At 43.0% G+C, this 18,402-nt stretch carries 15 protein-coding genes; 4 read left to right on the top strand and 11 right to left on the bottom strand.

Annotation, left to right across the window (positions count from 1 at the left end):
- The first annotated feature begins 2 nt into the window (after positions 1-2).
- Entirely contained in the window at positions 3-464 is a 462-nt protein-coding gene (locus AHMF7616_RS10285) for a peptidylprolyl isomerase (protein ID WP_115372809.1), read from the top strand.
- 122 nt (positions 465-586) lie between these two features.
- Here the strand turns inward: AHMF7616_RS10285 and AHMF7616_RS26175 are convergent, their stop codons facing one another.
- The 10 genes from AHMF7616_RS26175 to AHMF7616_RS10330 form a co-directional block, all read right to left on the bottom strand.
- Positions 587-1,357, bottom strand: a complete 771-nt coding sequence (locus tag AHMF7616_RS26175; protein ID WP_147275656.1) for a ZIP family metal transporter — start codon at positions 1,355-1,357, stop codon at positions 587-589.
- A 342-nt stretch (positions 1,358-1,699) separates the two neighbouring features.
- A complete protein-coding gene (locus AHMF7616_RS10290; protein WP_115372810.1) occupies positions 1,700-3,226 on the bottom strand; it encodes a sigma 54-interacting transcriptional regulator in 1,527 nt (508 codons plus the stop codon).
- 262 nt (positions 3,227-3,488) lie between these two features.
- The gene (locus tag AHMF7616_RS10295; RefSeq protein WP_115372811.1) at positions 3,489-4,586 is read right to left on the bottom strand and encodes a vWA domain-containing protein; all 1,098 of its coding nucleotides are present in this window, start codon (positions 4,584-4,586) and stop codon (positions 3,489-3,491) included.
- Positions 4,587-4,740: 154 nt separating this feature from the next.
- Entirely contained in the window at positions 4,741-5,718 is a 978-nt protein-coding gene (locus tag AHMF7616_RS10300; protein WP_115372812.1) for an acyl-ACP desaturase, read from the bottom strand.
- Between the two features lie 237 nt (positions 5,719-5,955).
- Positions 5,956-7,599 (bottom strand): hypothetical protein, encoded by a 1,644-nt coding sequence (locus AHMF7616_RS10305; protein ID WP_115372813.1) that lies wholly within the window; start codon positions 7,597-7,599, stop codon positions 5,956-5,958.
- A gap of 24 nt (positions 7,600-7,623) precedes the next feature.
- Positions 7,624-8,559 (bottom strand): GNAT family N-acetyltransferase, encoded by a 936-nt coding sequence (locus AHMF7616_RS10310; RefSeq protein WP_115372814.1) that lies wholly within the window; start codon positions 8,557-8,559, stop codon positions 7,624-7,626.
- Between the two features lie 28 nt (positions 8,560-8,587).
- Entirely contained in the window at positions 8,588-9,514 is a 927-nt protein-coding gene (locus AHMF7616_RS10315; RefSeq protein WP_115372815.1) for a glycosyltransferase family 2 protein, read from the bottom strand.
- Complete coding sequence (locus AHMF7616_RS10320; protein WP_115372816.1) at positions 9,511-10,752, bottom strand: MATE family efflux transporter; 1,242 nt, start codon at positions 10,750-10,752, stop codon at positions 9,511-9,513. Before AHMF7616_RS10320 ends, AHMF7616_RS10315 begins: the two co-directional genes overlap by 4 nt.
- 45 nt (positions 10,753-10,797) lie before the next feature.
- Positions 10,798-11,727: a GNAT family N-acetyltransferase gene (locus AHMF7616_RS10325; protein ID WP_158546136.1), complete on the bottom strand. Its 930-nt coding sequence runs from the start codon at positions 11,725-11,727 to the stop codon at positions 10,798-10,800.
- A gap of 29 nt (positions 11,728-11,756) precedes the next feature.
- Entirely contained in the window at positions 11,757-12,185 is a 429-nt protein-coding gene (locus AHMF7616_RS10330) for a sugar 3,4-ketoisomerase (protein ID WP_115372818.1), read from the bottom strand.
- A gap of 156 nt (positions 12,186-12,341) precedes the next feature.
- On the opposite strand from AHMF7616_RS10330, the gene AHMF7616_RS10335 reads away from it, so the two are divergent.
- The 3 genes from AHMF7616_RS10335 to corA all read left to right on the top strand — a co-directional run bounded on the left by AHMF7616_RS10335 (position 12,342) and on the right by corA (position 15,470).
- Positions 12,342-13,451 (top strand): DegT/DnrJ/EryC1/StrS family aminotransferase, encoded by a 1,110-nt coding sequence (locus tag AHMF7616_RS10335; RefSeq protein WP_115375546.1) that lies wholly within the window; start codon positions 12,342-12,344, stop codon positions 13,449-13,451.
- Positions 13,452-13,652: 201 nt separating this feature from the next.
- Complete coding sequence (locus tag AHMF7616_RS10340) at positions 13,653-14,243, top strand: IMPACT family protein (protein WP_115372819.1); 591 nt, start codon at positions 13,653-13,655, stop codon at positions 14,241-14,243.
- A 93-nt stretch (positions 14,244-14,336) separates the two neighbouring features.
- Positions 14,337-15,470, top strand: a complete 1,134-nt coding sequence (gene corA / locus AHMF7616_RS10345) for a magnesium/cobalt transporter CorA (protein WP_115372820.1) — start codon at positions 14,337-14,339, stop codon at positions 15,468-15,470.
- 11 nt (positions 15,471-15,481) lie between these two features.
- Here the strand turns inward: corA and AHMF7616_RS10350 are convergent, their stop codons facing one another.
- Positions 15,482-18,205 carry a hypothetical protein gene (locus AHMF7616_RS10350; protein WP_115372821.1) on the bottom strand — a complete coding sequence of 908 codons (2,724 nt, stop codon included), beginning with the start codon at positions 18,203-18,205 and terminating at the stop codon, positions 15,482-15,484.
- Between the last annotated feature and the right edge of the window lie 197 nt (positions 18,206-18,402).

An 18,402-nucleotide genomic window follows, 5' to 3' on the forward strand; every position in this document is an offset into this window, starting at 1 on the left:
CCATGAAAACGGCGGAAATAAAAACGGCGAAAGGAGTCATGAAAGTGGAATTCTATGAAAACGACGCTCCTAAAACCGTAAAAAATTTTATTGACTTAGCACAAAAAGGCTATTATGATGGCTTAACTTTTCACCGCGTTATCCCGGATTTCGTTATTCAGGGAGGTTGCCCGAATTCGCGCGAAGGAGCCAAAGGAATGCCGGGAAGCGGCGGACCTGGCTATAAAATCGATTGCGAGTTAAACGGCGGCAATCAATACCACGACCGGGGTGTTTTATCGATGGCGCACGCCGGCCGGAATACGGGAGGCTCGCAGTTTTTTATCTGCCATAGCCGCAATAACACAGCCCACTTAGACCGGAACCATACTTGTTTTGGCAAAGTAGTGGAAGGTTTAGATGTAATTGATCAGATTAAAGCCGGCGACCGCATCGAGAAAATTGAAGTTCAGGAAACGGAGTAGCCACCGCTATTTTCTTAAAAAACAAAAGGCCAAGTTTACTTGGCCTTTTGTTTTTTAAATTTTATTTATTCTCCTATTTGCACTCTATTTAAAACAATCCATTTTTTAATTATTTAATTTGACTAACCAACTTCCGTTAACCGGCTTAACAGAAACGCTGTTAAAAAACCAATGACGGTAATTAGCCCCGTATAATCATGTGCTTCCTCAAATGCTTCCGGTATCATGGTATCAGCAAGCATCGCCAGAATGGCACCTGCTGCTAAGGCCGTTATGGCCGCAATTACTTCATCCGAGAAATTTCCGAAAATGGTATAACCACCTACCGCAGAAATACCGGATGCCAAAGCAATAGCGCTCCACACCCCTAACACGTATGTTACCGAACGGCCCGCCTTTTTCATACCCGCTGAGCTGGATAATCCTTCTGGTAAATTAGATAGAAATATGGCTATAACAGCCACCAAACTTACGTTTCCCCCTTTTATCATACTAATGCCAATTACGATAGATTCCGGAATACCATCAATTAAGGCCCCGATGGCCAGCGCAGTGCCGCTTCCCGCGTTTTCCTGCTCTTTGGGTTGCTGACCTCCGGAACGTTTGCGGTGCTTCGCACCTCTTTTATTCAGTAACTTATTTGCAAAAGTATAAATGGCAGCTCCTACTAAAAAGCCAAATCCGGTAGCCGCAAAACCACCTTGCTGATACGCTTCGTCCATTAAATCAAAGGAGAGCGCTGAAATTAATACCCCACTGCCAAAAGCCATAATACCAGCCACTAGCCGCTGGCGGATAGGTGCGAAATACCCAATAGCCGCCCCTAATAACAAAGCCGACCCGGCCAGTAAACCCCATAAACCGGCTTTCAGCCATAGTGCTATATGTATCATGTATTATTATAGAAATACCGCCAGTACCAGGAGTAAGGTACGGGCCGGCAGGGATTTAGTTGATGCTTGAAAGGAATCGCTTTTACTTATAAGCGATAACAATACTAGTATTTTTTAAATTTCCTCTAAGAAGCAGGCTGCTTTTAAGATTTGTATTGGGTATAAGCCAAATACTAGTTTTTGTAACGAGAAAAGAATACTGCTGATAGTGCCGGACCATTCCTCCGGACAAAGATTGCGGCATATAATCTAATCCGAAGTAGATTTGGTTTCAACTGCCAACAATAAAAAAAGCCGCTTCATTTACAAAGCGGCTTTTCATTTAATAACGACTAAGCTAGATTATTTATAATTATCTTCATCATCATCGTCGGAGCCGAAGCTGGGCATGGTAAACATACTGCTGAGCAAATCTTTAAACTGGGTACCAGCGGTTAATTTATTCCGGCTGATTAGGCTGTGTTCCGCCAAGCCGTGCAAACAAAATTCCATTAAAAATAACTTTTCGGTTTCGTCTTTTTCCGGATGAAACTTTTGAATTAAATTAGACAAACCAGGCACACTGTTGAGCGCTTTCTTATATTCCGCAGTGGTCATAGTAGCGAGAACATCTACCGTATGGCCTTCGCCAAACCAATCTGTTACAGGTTTGTACGGGTTTTTATCTTTCTGCTTTTTTTGCTTATCCGGATCGGGGAAATAATTTAAAAATTGGCTGCGAATGGCTTTGCCCATTAAGTTTTGCGCCACCATAGCGGCTCCCTCCTGCTCGCCTTCGTAAACCAACTCCACTTTCCCGGTAATAGCCGGCACGGCAGCCAGAAAATCAGATACCCGCACGTACGTTTTGCTTTCGCCGTTAATTAATACCCGGCGTTCCGCCGCACTCATTACGTTTTCGTAAGCCGCAATGGTTAACCGCGCCGATACCCCACTTTTGGCATCCACGTACTCGCTATCGCGGGCTTCAATGGCTACTTGTTCAATCAGGTCGTTAACCAATTGGTTTACTTTCACTAATTGCTTTTGTTCCGGTTTAATCTTGGCTTCCTGCAAGGTAATCTGCTTGCCTATTTCCAAAGTTTTCGGATAGTGGGTAATGATTTGCGAGTCAATCCGGTCTTTTAAAGGCGTTACAATAGAGCCCCGGTTGGTATAGTCTTCGGGGTTGGCGGTAAACACAAATTGAATATCCAGCGGTAAGCGCACTTTAAATCCCCGGATTTGAATATCGCCTTCCTGCAGGATGTTGAATAACGATACCTGAATGCGGGCTTGTAAATCGGGTAATTCGTTAATTACAAAAATTCCCCGGTGCGAACGCGGAATTAAGCCAAAGTGAATCACCCGCTCATCGGAGTACGGGAGTTTTAAAGTAGCGGCTTTAATCGGGTCAGCGTCCCCAATCAAATCGGCTACGGATACATCCGGAGTAGCTAATTTTTCGGTGTACCGCTCCGAGCGGTGCAACCAAGTTACAGGCGTATCTAAACCGTGCGCGGCCACTAAATCTTTCGCGTATACCGATAAAGGTTGCAAGGGATCGTCGTTGAGTTCCGAGCCTTTTACCACGGGTATGTATTCGTCCAGCAGTTCTACCAGCAAACGGGCAATCCGGGTTTTGGCCTGGCCACGCAAACCCAGTAAGTTTATGTGGTGCATGGCCAGAATGGCCTGCTGTAATTCCGGGATAACGGTTTCTTCGTAGCCGTAAATTCCCGGAAAAACATTTTCGTTGCGTTTTAATTTTTGAATTAAGTTGTCGCGTAGTTCTTGTTTTACCGACCGGGGTTCGTAGCCAGCTGCTTTTAATTGACCCAAAGTTGCTATTTTATGCAAATCGGGCGGCGTAAGGTTCTTATAGTTCATTTTTGTTAGTTACAGGTTGCAGGTTGCAAGTTAGAGGTTGCAAGTTTTTTTAAATTTTGGATTGCTGAAGTGTTGCATTGCTGAATGGTTGAAGTGTGGAATGGTTGTGGTGTTGCTGGATTGTTTAAATTATTCTAATGGAGATATACTGCGTAAATGCCTCTGAAAACAGGAAAATAAAACTTTAAATCAATCCAAAATTTTAAAAAATTAACCATCCAACTGTCTAACACTTCAACCATTCAGCAAATCAACAAGTTAATTACAAATTTTTGCGGCGATTTTGTTTGTAGTCTTCGAAGATTAAGTGACCTAAACCTTGCAGACTGCTGAAGTAAGCTTTGCCTTGGTTTACCGCCGTAAATTCCTCTACGAATTGCTTTAAATAAGGATCAGAGGCAATCATAAAGGTTGTTACGGGTATTTTAATCCGCCGGCACTGGGCCGCCAGGTTTAAGGTTTTATTCACTACTTTCCGGTCCAGGCCAAAAGAATTTTTGTAGTACTTGGTGCCTTCTTTCAGGCAGGTGGGTTTACCATCGGTAATCATAAAAATTTGCTTATTCGGCGTTTTCCGCTTCCGTAAAATATCCATGGCCAGTTCTAAGCCCGCTACGGTATTGGTGTGGTACGGGCCCACGTTTAAATACGGCAAATCTTTCACGTTTATCTGCCAGGCATCGTTGCCAAAAACGATTATATCCAGGGTATCTTTCGGGTATTTCTGCGTAACCAGTTCGGCTAAGGCCATAGCTACTTTTTTAGCGGGCGTTATCCGGTCTTCGCCGTACAAAATCATAGAGTGCGAAATATCGATCATTAAAACCGTTGAACTTTGGGTTTTATGTTCGTTTTCGGTTACTTCCAGGTCTTTTTCGGTTAAGTAAAATTCGCCTAAGCCGTGGTTTACCTGGGCATTCCGGATAGAATCCGTCATGGCAATTTGCTCCACCGAATCGCCAAAGCGGAATTCCCGCCGATCGGTGGACGTTTCGTCGCCGATGCCGGTGTGCGGGGTGTTGTGGTTGCCTTTACTGGATTTTTTAAGCTTCCCAAAGATTTCCTCCAGGGCACTTTTACGAATGTTTTGTTCTGTTTTCGGTGTAATTTTAATCTCACCACTGCCCCCATCTTCGGTCAGGTAGCCTTTTTCTTTTAAATCCTGAATAAAATCACCAATGCCGTATTCGTCGGATGTCATTTTATACTGTTTATCCAGGGAACTTAGCCACGAAAGTGCTTCACTGGCATCGCCGGACGAAATAGTAAGAAGCTGTAAGAATATTTTGAGTAAGGAATCAAAATTAGGATTTTCGGATTGAGGAGGAATATAATCGGTAAAACGAAAGCCAACTGCCATAATTTGTATACTTAGGGTGTATAATTTATAACAACAAACACCAATCGGATGTTCGCAAAATAATACGGGATTATTCAGAAACACTCAAAAAAAGCGCTCCGGTTATTATAAACGGAGCGCTTGGGAATCTATTTTCGGTACCGGGCAAGTATTTTTACTTGATCCACCGGAATTTATATTCTAACTGCGGTACTTTCATGCGGTCGGCCACCCGTTTTAAACGTTCCGGCAAGGCCATTACGTAATCCCGGGCTTTTTCGCCGGCTTCGTTCAGGCCCGTAACACTGGCCACTTTCCAATCGGTCAGCAAAGTTTCGAGAATATCCGTGTAATCGCGGGCGGTATATACGCCAATCCGCTGGGCGGCATCGGTAAAATGGCCGAAGGTTTTGCCCATCTCTACCCCGAGTTCCCGCATGTAATGCGCGGGCATTACAATTTTCTTTCGCATCATGTCTTCAAAAGCCAACATCATGTTGTTGGGATCTACTTCAAAAACCTGGCTAACAAACGATTTATAAACCTTGGCATGGCGCGCTTCGTCCGAAGCAATATTACCGCAAATTTTGGCCAGCAATAAATCGCCGTCTTTTTTGGCTAGTTGCGCCACGCGGCGGTGCGAGATGTTAGTAGCAGTTTCCTGGTAGCTGGTATACACAAACGAGCGGTACGGATCGTGACCGGTCTGCAAATCAAAGCCATCGGCGATTAAATATTGCGTGGAGGCCTCCATTTCGCGCATGTTTACCCGGCCACTGAGGTACAAATACCGGTTCAGTAAGTCGCCGTGGCGGTTTTCTTCGGCGGTCCAGCCGCGGTTCCATTTGGTCCAGGGACTATCTTCGTCGGTGTTCATGTCGCTGATGGCAAAAAGCCAGCTTTCGTAAGTAGGCAAAGCTTCTTCGGTAATGGTATCCCCGATTAATACCGCTAACAAGTCGTAAGATAATTCTTTAGCTCGTTCCTGCAGGTTTTTCACTTCTTCAAAAAAGGAATCCATGTTGGCATCGGGTAAAAAATCAGAAGGTTGCCACGAATTTTCGACGGTTTTTAAAAAGTTATTAATATTCTCCGAAACAAAGGTTTCCAAGTATTTTAAAACTTCAACTTTAGAAGCAAGAGACGCAATCATTTTTATTTATTTTTACGATGAAAATTTAAAAATCTGAATTAAAACAAAATCAAGTTATTTTCTTCCGGTAACTACAGGTAAATAGCTCTTTTTTAGCTACTTCAATAACTCATAAAGCATAGTTGGGGTTTTATATTGTACGGATAAAGTGTAAAAGGTTTTATGCTTTATTTGTATTTATTAGTACTAACCCCATTTACCCGCACGAAAGAGTCCTATTTAGACAATTCCGTTACTTTAATTCTTAATCTTAACTTTATAATAACCTAATTTTTCCGGAGATGTTGGGCTCGAAATTAGTTTCACCTGGCTAAATTGCAGGTCTCTTCCGTAAAAAAATTTAAAAAATCGCTGTAAAAAAAACATAAAATCGGGATTACTGATCCAGATTACTTTTTCTTGCCGACTTAATTGTAGCAGCGCCTCGCCCAGGTTCGTTTGTTTAGTACGGTTATACCAGAATTGCGCGTATTGCGGGTCCAGCGTTTGCCAACTCGTAATAGCTAAAAGCTTCTGTTGGGGTAAAGCATAGGTTTTAAACGGACGGAGCGCCCGCAGTTCATTTTCTAATCCAGCCGCAATGATAAAATAACCCGGATAATTATTCTGGACTTGCCGCCAAACAACTTCGGATTGATGTTGCCTTTGTTGTTGCCAGCCCACCCGGTGGTTGATCTTGTAGAGTTGTGCCAGCAGTAAACACAAACCCAGCACCCGCGCGTAAACGGGCCGCTTAACCTGGTTAATAGCAACAGGCAGTGCTAGCAGGTGTACTAAAAGCAATAAGCTAATAGCGGGCGTGAATATGCGAGGAGGAATTTTAAAAAAAAGACCGGTAACAACCAAAATACTCCAAAAGTAAACATGGTAAAGGCCTAGCCAATACAAATCTTTTTTACGCCAAGAGAACCGGCTGTACCATAATAACCCAGCTATAAAACTTACCGCTAAAAACTGGTCGAAAACTAAATATTTTAAAAATTGCATAAGCTTGGCCAGTGCAACCTGTTGCCAGAAAAAATGACTATCCGCCGCGTGTTGCGTCAGGAATTTTGTGCTATTTTGATCGGCTAAAAACCATTGTTCAATACCCGCATACAATAATTTATCCGCCGGATTAACTGGCGGGGAACAGCACCAGTAATAATCCAGGATCTGGGATTTTAACACATCGTACCGGCGGTATTGCTTTTGAGCGGGGGTATCCTGCACCAGCATCACCATGCTTACGACAATACATCCGAATACAAAAGGCAACACCTGCCGAGCCGATTTTCTGAAAGAAAATGTTAAACCGGGAGAATAAAGCAACAGCGGCATTACCAGCAAAAAACCAAATACCGCTAAACTGGGCCGGATGCAAAACGCAACCAGCAACAAAAAACCAGGAATTAAAGCTTGCCTAAAAGTAAACGGCTTGCCCAACTGCCGATCTACCAGGGCCACTAGGCCCGCCATGCCGGCAAACAGAATGGGCAAGCGCGAGTAATTAAACCAAAATACGTGTTCGTACCAGTTCGCCAGGTACAAGAAAATCAGCAGCAGGTAAATTTTGCCGGGGCTATATCGCGGGCGCAAATGCTGATAAATCAACCAAAAAGCCAACCCGGTTATACTAAAAAGTAAACTATACAGAATAAGTCCGTACCAGGGTACATTGGGTAAAATCTGGTACAAAAAAGCCATACCCTGGCTAAACCCGTGCAGGTATAAGGTTAAATTAGGTAAAGGTTGCTGGTTAAAAACGCCGGAAATTAAAAAAGTAAGAATTACGTCGTCGTTGGTTTCGTAAAAACAACCGGTAAAAACATAAGTAAAAACAAAAAGCGCCAGGGTGAGCGTAAAAACAGAATAAAAACCAGCAAATCTGCTTCGATTCAAGGTACGCCAAGTTATAAATGAAAATTAAAAATGTATTTGGTAGGTATCCTGCACGACACCTCTGGCTCCGTAACTGCCTTTATTTCGTAACAAATTAAAATTTGTATGATAAGGCTCCCGGCTATCCTGGGAAGAGCCAAAACTAAGGTATTTCTTTTTATTTTGGTAAGTAGTTATAACGGTATCAATCAGTAAGTCGAGGGCGTGTTTTTGTTTACCTAACTCCGATGTAGCCATATACTGCAAATTAACTACCTGCGGATGAATAAATAACAAAACTCCTCCTACCAGTTCCTGGCCGGAATAAGCGACCAGTAATTTAATGTTTTCCGGAAAAGTCTGCAGTAAATATTGCATTTCGATGGTGGTGTGCGTAGGCGGTTTAATTCCCGCTTTGCGATACAAATCTGCCACTAATTGCATGTAAGAGGCAACGTCCTCCGATTGTTTTACCCGTAGATTTTGGGTTTTGGCCCGCCGCAAACATCGCTGTCGCAGCTTAAAATACAAAGGCGGCAAGGTTATATCCAGCACCGAAACAATGACACGCTGGGTTATACGGGCATTCTGCTGGTACAAACCAAATAAATCATCCTGAGTGGGTTGCATGAAGTACACGTACGGTTGTGGCTTGTAAATTAAACTACGGAATTTATGTTGCGTTAAGTAAATTTTTAAATTTTCGAAAAGCTGGAGCATCCTGTTCGTATCTACTGCCGGGGTCATAATAAACCCGCCAAAACTCAGGCCGTTGTGGGAAGCCACTACTTCCTCTGCTTCGTGCAAAGGCAATAAGGCAATTAATTTATGCTGCCGGAAAAACAATAAAGAATGATCCGTAAACTGGCTCTCGTGATACTCCATAAAAGTGCGGTCGAACAAAAAAGTGCCATTTACCGCTTGGGCGTTACAGGTATTCCACAAATCCTTAAAGCCACTATGATACCTTTGTATTTCCATTTCAGTCGCCGTTCTGCGCCAAATTAACTTAAAAAAGTTTTTGCTGCCACTGTATCAGAATGGCAGCTAATTTATAGACACCATTCAAGCTTTGTAATTGCTGTAAAAGCTGAGCAAGCGCTAAAGCTTCTTTAAAATTACAGGTACTCACGGCTTTTCTGAATTCGTACTTAACGCGAAAGGTTAATGCGGCATTTTCTTGGGTAGTACGGTTTAATTGCAGGGCTGTTTGGCATACCAATACCGTAGAAGCTAGTTGTTTATCCTGCTTTTTGTATAATTGCCGGGATTGTTGCTGCGGATGGAGCCGGCGCTTCGTGAGTATTTTATCTAAAAAGTAATATTGAAAATACCTGCTGGAGCGTACCCAGAAATCAAAGTCTTCGTAGACCAGTTCCTCATTATAGCCATTTAGCTTTTCTAACACGGTGCGTTTAATAAGCATGGTAGGGGTTGATATAAAATATTTTCTAACTAAAAATTCGTAAATCCACCCACTTACCGGCTCTAGGTAGCGCTTTCCATTCGGTAAAATCTGATAGAAGGGTCGAATAGGTTGCGAAGCTTCGTTGATCAGGATGGCATTGGTATAGACTACTCCGTAATCCTCCGGTAAATCGGCAAAACATTGTACTTGTTCCGTAATCCGATTTGGCAGCAATACATCATCGGTGGCAAAATCTATAATGTATTTGCCAGTTGATTGTTTAAAGGCTCGGTTGAAAGCTCTACAGCTTCCGAGATTACTGCTATTCTGAATAAATTGTAAATGGGGGAAACGACGGCAATATTCCTGAATAATGGCTACGCTATTATCCGTGCTGGCATCGTCCAGAATAATGATTTCTATATTTGGATAGGTTTGGGCCAATACAGAGTCTAAGGCTTCGGCTAAAAAACGTTCGTGGTTATAACACAAACAGATTACCGATACAACAGGAACAGGTATGATCATGCGGTTATCAGTTTCCGAAAATAAAACAGATGCAGCAACAAGAAAACCAGATAATGGGCAAAATGCGCCATCGGGCTACCCGCCAGCTGATAGATGTTGGTAAAAAAATGAAAAAAGCCAAAGTAAAATAAAGCGCTGATGGCTTCGAACAATATAGAAACTTTAAATCTTGCCTGCGCCACTAATATATTGGCAAACAACCAAGATAATAATTTACAAAAATCGCCGGCTAATTGGAAAGGTAAAAACTCCTTAGCTGCCTGAAAACGGCTACTTAATAGCAAGGTAAATATGTAATCCTGAAATATATACACCAAGCCTAATCCCAACATGATAACCGGAATGAGCAAACGGAGGGCATTTTGCACGAACAATTGCAATGCTTGCTCTTGCTGGAGCAAGGCGGCTACTTTTGGGTAAAAAGCAAAAGCAAGAACAGCCGTGTAAAGCGCTGTATAACTATCTGATACCCGGACTACCCCTTGCCACAAACCTGTTTGCTCCATCGAGAAATGGCGGATCAGATAATCCCGGATGTAGTATTCCAGGCCTTTTGAAAATAGCACTACACTAGTGGCCATTACCATATATTTGCTTAAAGATTTAACCGACTCTCCTGAAACTCGAAAAGTAAAAAGTTGTTTTTTAGGTAAACCTTGCAAACTCAAAGGCAGGGCAATTATACCCATACTACCCATCACCAAGAGATACCCAATTAAGAAATAAGCCACCGGTAATTTGGCAATGGCAAAAGCGACGTAAACAATTACCGCCAAGGCCGAAAAGGTATTAACCAGGATGAGTGTACCGTTTTTATGTTGGGCCAGTAACACCGCGTTAAAAAAACTTTGCAGTACCAGCAACAACGTGCCCCCTATAAACAAACTGAACCAGGAAAGCTGCCGGGGAAAGTAAGGTAAAAAATAATTGCGGGCACTAAAAAGCAAAACCGCAGTACCTAAAAACAAGGTAAGAGTCAGGTAAAAGCCCGCGGTAAAGTAAGCACGAAAAGTTTGGGATTGTTTAGTGGTGCCCGCCAAATATTTGATTACTCCCCGGTTAATGCCGTCGTTTGGAACCAGGGTAATAAAAGTTACTAAATTTTGAAAATGCGCCAATTGCACTAAGCCCGCTGGACCAAAATACCAGGCCACCATTTTGTTTAAGAAGAAACTGCTTATTAAACGAGAAACAATAGAAATAACCCCAAAAACAGAATTTTTTAAAAATGAAAACATGCCATGGTTCGGGTTGAAACACCAAAAGTAGCGCAGCTAAGTTTACTAGTTTCTTGGTTTGAGAAAATTTAAAAATTTTAAAAAAGCGGGCATATTATAGTTTTCCAGTAAACCGTAGATTTCTGGCTGCGCCCCAAATGACTGGTAAAAATGGGCCAAACTGGGTATCGAACTTCCTTCAAAATCCAGGACTACCTTTGACCCGGCAAATTGCTGGCAAACCTGATCAATTAAGAAAGTACTGGCCCCTATTTTTTTACCTGCCTCGCTGGCGGCTGGCAGCAAATAAGTAAGTCTGTTTTTGTACAAAATAAATAAAGCCCCCGCCACTACTTGCCCAGTTGGTGAAAAAACCACGTAAACGCGACCTAAATTACGTTTTAAAACAGCAGCTACCAGCTCCGGAATAATTTTTAATAAGGTAGCCTGCTGCTTTTTCTTTAAACGGTTCAGAACATTCGCCCGGTATAAAGTAAATACGTGTAGCCAGAGATTATTGCCTGCTTGCAGTTTCACCCGGGCTTTCCGGGCTTTTTCTAAATCCCGGGTGCGATTAGTACTATAGCGCGTTCTTATTAAATGATAAGATTCCTGTAAAGGTAAAATCCAGTTCGTTTTTTCTTTGAAAGGCAAAAGATTTTTTAAATTTTGATAATCCTGGGGCCCAAAACAATATTTTTCTATGGCTTCCGGGAGCTTTAAAAATAAAGTAATAAGTTCCTGCCCATACTTTTCTAAATCATTGCCTGACTGTGGGGTATAAATGCCAAACTGCTGGGTAAGTAAGGGTTGCGTTATTACCGGCGCTCCGGCTATTTTGCGTTTCACAATGGGTACTACGGCTATATATTGCCCGTTTTCTTCTTTTATCCAACCTTCCCACTGCGGCGCTACTACATCCAGGTACCACGACAGAGCCGTTACCAAACCCGCGGGGTCGTGGTGCACACAGCTATCCCAAAAAACTTTATTCAAATGGCAAGAGGAAAGCTGCTTCCACATAATTATAGATTACGTAACTGCCGCAACTGTTTAAATTCCGCGTAATTTCGAATATAATCGGCTTCGGCATAATCCGTGGACGAAAAGGCCAACAAAATACTAGCGGGCGAATACCGGAGTTTAATCCAACACAGGGCGGGTACGTACAATGCCTGAAAAGGAGAATCCAGGTTAAACTGTCTGATTTGCGTAGTTTCGGTTTGTATAACTACCTGACCTTGTAAGGCCACCAATATTTTTTGATCCAGCCGGTGCGCGTGCTCTCCTTTATTTAAATCTTCGCGCATGCCAAAAGACCAGAATACCCGGCGAATGGTAAACGGCAAATTTGCTGCTTGCTGCGTAGAAACGAGATAGCCGCGGTTTTTATCTCCTGCAAAATCAGCGGCAAACAAAACCGGCTCCGGCTCCCAAATACGTGGTTCCAACATGTAGGTACAACAGCAGCTCCCCAAGAGCTATTTTTTAAATTTTTATGTTCTTTTGGAGTCAAAGATACCATCAATAATAAAATTTTTAGTAATAACGCACCACCCGATTTAATTTTATCCTGTTAGGTAGTGTTTATTTTAGCCGTACTTTTGGGTATGTATGTCCCGTTTTTATCCTTTACCTGGCAGAACGCCCTTATCCGGACCGCTGTTCAGGAGAAGAGCCATTTATTTTTTAATTCTGAAAACTACATCTTAGGTCCGGAAGTTACCGCCTTTGAACAAGCGTACGCGGCTTTTAACAACACGTCGCATTGTGTGGGTGTTGGTAATGGCCTGGAGGCGCTCATTATTAGTTTAGAAGTACTGGGAGTTAAACCCCACGATGAAGTAATTGTACCCGCTAATACGTACATAGCCACTTGGCTTGCCGTTTCCCAGGTGGGCGCCGTCCCCGTACCAGTGGAGCCCGAAGAATTTACCAGTAACCTGGACCCGAACCAAATTGTTGCCGCTCTTACTGTAAAAACCAAAGCCATTCTGCCGGTCCATCTATATGGGCTCCCCTGCAACATGACGGCCATTCAGGCTATTGCCGACCAACACGGTTTGTTTATAGTGGAAGATAATGCGCAGGCCCACGGAGCCCGGTGGCAAGGGCAAATAACCGGTAGCTTTGGCCACGTAAATGCTACCAGTTTTTATCCGACTAAAAATTTGGGAGCTTTAGGCGATGGCGGCGCCATTACTACTAACCAGGCGGCGTATGCCCGGCAAGCCCGAATGCGGCGCAATTACGGCTCCGAAACGAAAAACTACAACGACATCATTGGCCGGAACTCGCGCTTAGATGAACTACAAGCCGCTTATCTGAACGTAAAATTACCTTTTTTAAATACCTGGAATGCCGAACGTCGTAAAATTGCGGCTTACTACCTCACCCATTTACAGCAAGTTCCCCAAATTACCTTACCTCCTACGTTGCCCGAAGCAGAACCGGTATTTCATTTATTTGTTATTCATACCCCACAACGCCAAAAATTACAGCAATTTTTAAAAAAACAGCGGATTGAAACGGCCGTGCATTACCCTGTTCCGCCGCATTTGCAAAAAGCTTACGCTTTTTTAAATTATCAAACCGGCGCTTTTCCGATAACCGAAAAATTAGCCCAGACTTGTTTGAGTTTACCGGTTTGGCCAGGAATGTCAGAAGAAATGCTCCAATATGTTTGTGAAAAAATAAAACAGTTTTTTAATGAGGAGTAAACAATTCTAACCTTCCGACTTTTTAGCCCGGCTGGTAAAAAAATTCAATCTCCTTATTCATACTGTACTAATACCCTGGTGGTAGAAAGCCGATTTTGAATGCGTAACAATACGCCTCCTTCGTAACCCGGCATTTATAAAGCGTAACAAAATTTAATTCCGCAGCTAAACTGTATTTTTACGCCAGCATCCCCCTTCTGTATGAGTCAGTACCAAACCATTGCGGCGCCCAGCACGGCGGTTTACAAAGAAAAAAACAGTAAGTTTTTAGCTTTTGCCTACCCGGTATATTCCGAAGCCGAGATCAAAGAAATTTTAAATAATTTAAAAAAAGCGTATTTCGATGCCCGACATTTTTGCTACGCGTACCGTTTAGAAGCGGATGGCCGGATTTACCGCGCCAACGACGACGGCGAACCTAGCCATACCGCCGGTGACCCCATCTTGGGTCAACTGAAATCGGCCGACCTCACTTTTGTTTTAGTGGTAGTAGTCCGGTATTTCGGCGGCATTAAATTAGGGGTGAGTGGTTTAATTCAGGCGTATAGAACAGCCGCCCAGGCAGTTATTGCCGCCGCTACGTTTATACAAAAAACAGAACAGTGCCAGCTAACCTTGCACTTTGCTTACGAACAATTAAGCTTGGTGATGAACCTGATAAAAAATGCGCCATACGTGGTAGTAAAGCAGGATTTCTCCCAATATTGTTCGCTTTGCCTTAAACTGCCCAAAACGCAGGAAACCATCCTCCGGGCCCAATTGCAAAAAATTGAGCACGTAGAAATTGTTTAAAAACGGCCTGTTTTCATAAAAAATCGTAATAGGTTGCAATACTAGGTTCTGTAACTACATCATGCAAGCTGCTTATTTTGCTAAATCTGCCTTATGAAAGTTTTTCGCTCTTTAACTAAATCCAAAGCTTTACAGGAAAATACCTTTGATAAAAAAGTGGGCCAACGGCCTGGTTATTTGTACGTACCCGACAATGCGCATCAACCGCGCATGTTTCTGATTTCTTTCGACGAAGATCAAATCCAGGAAAAAGAATATCAAGACTACGACCAATTGCTGCACTACTTTAAAACAAACCCGCAGCAACAACACTGGATTGATATCCGAGGTTACGGCAATATTGCTTTATTGGAAAAAATAATGGCCGATTTTACGATTCACCCTTTGCAGATGGAAGATGTGATCAGCGATTATCAACGGCCCAAAATGGATACGGAAGGGAAAAACCTGTTTTTTATTTCCCGGATGATCATGTTTTTGCCCGACCATTGTCTCGATGATGACCAGATTTCCATTTTTACGGGAGTAAATTACATTATTACTTTCCAGAGCGATTACGAGGATTGCCTGGATGTTTTACGTAACCGCATCCGCTCCGGCAAGGGAATTATTCGTCAGCGGCCGGTGCAATATATGGCGTACGCCATTATGGATGTTACCATCGATAATTATTTCCCGGTGCTATCTGCGGTGGGCGAGTACTTGGAAGAACTGGAAGATGCCCTGTTTGATCATCCCACTAAAAAGCAGCTGAACAGTATCTTAAACATGAAAAGGGAATTATTAAAGGTGCGGCGCATTGCCTGGTCGGAACGGGATAAACTTAACGAAATATTGCGCAGCGACAACAATACCATTCCGGACGAAATAAAAATTTACTTTAAAGATGTATACGACCACGTGGTGCAGGTATTAGACATTGTCGATAATTACCGGGAATTAATGGGGAACTTAACCGAGCTCTACCTCTCGAATGTAAGCAACCGCATGAACGAAATCATGAAAGTGCTGACTATTATTTCGAGTATCTTTATTCCGTTGAGTTTTGTGGCAGGCGTGTACGGCATGAACTTTTCGCGGGAAAATCCGGATGGCACCATTAATTATTTAAATATGCCAGAGTTATACCATCCTTACGGATACGTAATTTTACTAGCCGTCATGTTTTTGATCTTAATTGGCCAGTTGTACTTCTTCTACCGGAAAGGGTGGCTGCGATCTTTTTAAAATTTTTAAAATTAAGGCTGGGTTCTAAAAGAAAATTGCTGCAAAACATTGTCCTGGATTAAATAAATCTGGTACTGCTGAAGCAAAGAATTAAAAGCCATTTGTACGGGCCATTTATTGGTAAGCGGCCCTACGCCCAAAAGCTTAATATTAATATCGTATAAGTACGTTTTTTGGGGCCCGCGTTCCGTAATGGCGTATATAATATTGGCCGGGTCGAAGTAAAAAAATTGAATAAGCTTGGGAGCAGAAGTAACGTAATTTTTTTCCATTACTAATTTCTGCTCGGCATCGTACAAAGTTACCCGACCTAAATCCTGACGAGCTACCAAAAAAGATTTACCGCTGTTTTCCAGCACCAGATTAAAAGTAGTGCGCCTAGAAGGCCGGGCAAAAGCCATGCGTTTTTTTACCTGGCCCGCCAAATTAAACGTTATCAGTTCGCCGGCCTGTGTTAGCAACAGCAAATTTGTATTCTGGAAACTAGCTCCCGGTTGGGCTATTAAAGGCGCAGTAAGGTTACCTTTTAAGTTAATGGGAAACCCCGGATAATTCGCCCCGTTCAGGTCCATGGCGTATACATAACCGTTTTCCAGCACGATAACAAACACTTCCCGGCCTTTTATCTGTAAATAATAGGGAGCCAGGGCGAGTTTCCCGGGCATTTCTTTGGGTTCCCAACCGGGCAATAAACTACCCTGCTGATCGTACAGGTACACGTTGTTCTGAGTATCGGTCACCAAAAAATGCAGGCTTTGCGCCGGACCGCGATTTATTACGGTTAAGTTCTGAATTTGTGTGGTATCGCTCAGGTTAAAAGGAAAATTTTCGACGTCGTACCCCCCTTGGTCGAGGCAATAAATGCGGTTTTTAGTAGAGAAAATGTATTTAGGCTGCGAATTGCTACCAAGTTGTACCGGGTAAATGGTACTGGTAATTTTACTATCCAAGGAATCCGACCAGGCTATTTTTCCATCTTCCGTAACTTGGTGCAAAACCAACGCCGAATCTTGTATAAGAACCGGCGATCCGCTGGTGCCTAAAATGGGGAAAAACGAGGGGCCGGAAATAAGGGGGGCGGCAAAAGCAATTTCCTGCTCTTGTTTAAATACTTCTTTTAATTTAAGGGGCGAGCTGGTTTCGGGTTGATGCTGCAGTAAAAACCGGGTTATAAATTGTTTATCTTGATGCCCGAACTGCAAGCTAATTTGGCCAAATTTTTTAATTATTCTTTCGTAACGCAATAAACCTACTTTTTTATCTTCCACCAGATTTTGACTGAGTATATTCCAAGCCAAGTTAGTATTAACGTACAAACTAACATTGGTGTGCGTTAAACCAGACTGCCTAAAGGTTTTATAGGCCGTTGAATGAGTCAAAACTTTTTTATCCCGAATATTTTGCAAATAGCCCCGTAACGCTTCTTCGCTGGCCGCAAAAAGCATGAAACTATCGACCTGCGCTACGTAACACCGGGCAAACCCGCTGAACCCCCGGCCAAAAAGCTGTTGCGGCAATTCCGGCACCCCTACTTCCTGAATTTGGTACCGGCCCGCCCGTTTCGCCGAAAAAGAAGTTCCCAGCACCTGGTTTATTTCCTGTACAATCGTTCTTATTTTGTTAGGTTGAGGAGTATAGGCTAACACTATTTTATCCGGGGCAGTATTCTGGGTAGCGGCGGCCAGGTAGTTAATGGCCAGTTCTTGTTTAAAATTACCGCGGAGCGAATCTAACGCTGGTGCTATTTCGGGAGCCACGGGCAGCGCGGCATTTTTCTGGGTAGAAAGCCAATGGGTAAATTGCGCCTCGCCGAAGTGAATCAGAAGGGCCGTCCGTTCCGGAATCAGGCTGGCCATCCGGGTAGTGGGCGGCCGGAGCGTTTTAAATTGCTCGTACAGCGAACCCGCTAACGTTTCGGGTTGCGAAACCCCGTTTAAATAAAAGTTCTGATTATCTAATTGCAAGCCCAGTAAACTGCTGCGGCACAAACTAGCCAGAAACTCTACTTCGGGGTACACCGCTGGTTTTAAAAAAAGCGCTAGAAAGGGCGGTAAATGCCGGTAGTTGATAAATAAAGTGTCGTAAACAGTGGATTTTTTTAAAAAACTTTGTTTCTCATACTCCTGAACCGGCGATTGCAGATTCGTACGATTTATCTTCCGGATTACCTGATGCAGCAAGCTTACCTCCGGGCTCAGAATAATATTGTTGCGGTACGTAAAAAAGTAGAAAGTACCATTAGACTTTTGGTTGTGAACCGAGGTGATGGTATAATTCTGGTAATCTTGCTCTTCTGAGGCAAATAAAGTGCTTTTTGATACATTCTCGATCACGTTGCGCACGTAACGGTGTTCGGCTACCGTACTAATCGGGACGTACATCACCAAACTAAAATCAACTTTGCTGGTAACGTGCAGCGAAGTAACTATTTTCTTCTGGTCTAAAAATTCCCGGAGCGTTACCCGTCGGGTGGCGGCACTGTCCAGATAACTTAAATTTTCCTGTAAACCGGTAAAAAACGGTAAGCGCGCCAGGCTTTCGTAAATTTCCGTTTTTTTAAGCTGCCGGATAAAATGGTTGTTCCGGTTGGTTTCCGCTACAAAAACAGCATCATCCGGTACTAAGGTCCAGAGATTTACCTTATTCTGGGCTTTCTGCCATTTATAATAGCCGTATAAACCGGCAGCCACCAGCAGAACTAACCCGAACAGGTAAGCAATATATCTTTTTGGCATTTAGTCCGTTTATTCTCGGTACAAAAATAAAAATTAAACGTTACCGTACCAAGCTAACGTTTTCAGCAGTTTTTGGATTACCCTTTAGTAGTTTTTGGTTATTGGTTGTTCGTTGTTAGTTATTCTTTGTTCGGCAAATTACTGGTTATAAAACACTTCATTGTCTGTCTCCTTTTTTAACAAGATTAAAGGCATTA

Origin of the sequence: Adhaeribacter pallidiroseus (assembly GCF_003340495.1) — a bacterium.
Classification (GTDB): domain Bacteria; phylum Bacteroidota; class Bacteroidia; order Cytophagales; family Hymenobacteraceae; genus Adhaeribacter; species Adhaeribacter pallidiroseus.

What these genes read in the sequence shown, in the direction of transcription:
- AHMF7616_RS10285 (WP_115372809.1), top strand. Translation starts at nt 3, where the DNA reads ATGAAAACGGCGGAAATAAAAACGGCGAAAGGAGTCATGAAAGTGGAA.
- AHMF7616_RS26175 (WP_147275656.1), bottom strand. Translation starts at nt 1,357, where the DNA reads ATGATACATATAGCACTATGGCTGAAAGCCGGTTTATGGGGTTTACTG.
- AHMF7616_RS10290 (WP_115372810.1), bottom strand. Translation starts at nt 3,226, where the DNA reads ATGAACTATAAGAACCTTACGCCGCCCGATTTGCATAAAATAGCAACT.
- AHMF7616_RS10295 (WP_115372811.1), bottom strand. Translation starts at nt 4,586, where the DNA reads ATGGCAGTTGGCTTTCGTTTTACCGATTATATTCCTCCTCAATCCGAA.
- AHMF7616_RS10300 (WP_115372812.1), bottom strand. Translation starts at nt 5,718, where the DNA reads ATGATTGCGTCTCTTGCTTCTAAAGTTGAAGTTTTAAAATACTTGGAA.
- AHMF7616_RS10310 (WP_115372814.1), bottom strand. Translation starts at nt 8,559, where the DNA reads ATGGAAATACAAAGGTATCATAGTGGCTTTAAGGATTTGTGGAATACC.
- AHMF7616_RS10315 (WP_115372815.1), bottom strand. Translation starts at nt 9,514, where the DNA reads ATGATCATACCTGTTCCTGTTGTATCGGTAATCTGTTTGTGTTATAAC.
- AHMF7616_RS10320 (WP_115372816.1), bottom strand. Translation starts at nt 10,752, where the DNA reads ATGTTTTCATTTTTAAAAAATTCTGTTTTTGGGGTTATTTCTATTGTT.
- AHMF7616_RS10330 (WP_115372818.1), bottom strand. Translation starts at nt 12,185, where the DNA reads ATGTTGGAACCACGTATTTGGGAGCCGGAGCCGGTTTTGTTTGCCGCT.
- AHMF7616_RS10335 (WP_115375546.1), top strand. Translation starts at nt 12,342, where the DNA reads ATGTATGTCCCGTTTTTATCCTTTACCTGGCAGAACGCCCTTATCCGG.
- AHMF7616_RS10340 (WP_115372819.1), top strand. Translation starts at nt 13,653, where the DNA reads ATGAGTCAGTACCAAACCATTGCGGCGCCCAGCACGGCGGTTTACAAA.
- corA (WP_115372820.1), top strand. Translation starts at nt 14,337, where the DNA reads ATGAAAGTTTTTCGCTCTTTAACTAAATCCAAAGCTTTACAGGAAAAT.
- AHMF7616_RS10350 (WP_115372821.1), bottom strand. Translation starts at nt 18,205, where the DNA reads ATGCCAAAAAGATATATTGCTTACCTGTTCGGGTTAGTTCTGCTGGTG.